1 protein-coding gene is annotated in these 619 nt (G+C 33.4%); it reads left to right on the plus strand.

Annotated features, from left to right (window positions below):
* Window positions 1–65: 65 nt before the first annotated feature.
* The coding region (locus tag QVO42_RS04235; protein WP_502685360.1) for a nuclease/transposase family protein at window positions 66–619 on the plus strand (554 nt) is incomplete at its 3' end.

Genomic DNA, 619 nt, shown 5'->3' on the forward strand with positions numbered 1-619 from the left:
ATATAGATGTTTCTCTATAAATTAGATATAATATATAGTGAAATATCTATGAAAGGAGTGCATCTATGGAACAGATGACTATTACAGCCAAAATTCAAATAATCGCAGCTGAAGCAGATAAGGTTTTGCTTGATGAAACTATGTCTGTTTATCGTAATGCCTGTAATTATGTTTCAGACTATGTATTCCGCACTCATGACTTAAAGCAGTTTTCACTTAATAAGGCTTTGTATTCTACTTTACGAGAAAAGTTTAACCTTAAATCGCAGATGGCGCAGTCTGTTTTGAAGACTGTTATCGCCAGATATAAGACCATTCTTGAAAATCAGAATGAGTGGATTAAACCATCGTTCAAAAAGCCTCAGTATGATTTGGTTTGGAACAGAGATTATTCCTTAACTCAAAACTGTTTTTCAATCAATACTCTTAATGGTCGTGTGAAGTTGTCTTATTTTTCAGATGGAATGTCTAAGTATTTCGATCATACGATTTATAAGTTTGGTACTGCCAGACTTGTAAATAAGCATGGTAAATACTATCTGCATATACCAGTTACCTATGAGGTTGAAGAAAGTAATATTACTGACATCTGTAACGTTGTAGGTATCGACAGAGGTAT

The sequence above is a fragment of the Catenibacterium sp. CAG:290 genome (assembly GCF_000437715.1).
Lineage (GTDB): Bacteria > Bacillota_I > Bacilli_A > Erysipelotrichales > Coprobacillaceae > Catenibacterium > Catenibacterium mitsuoka_A.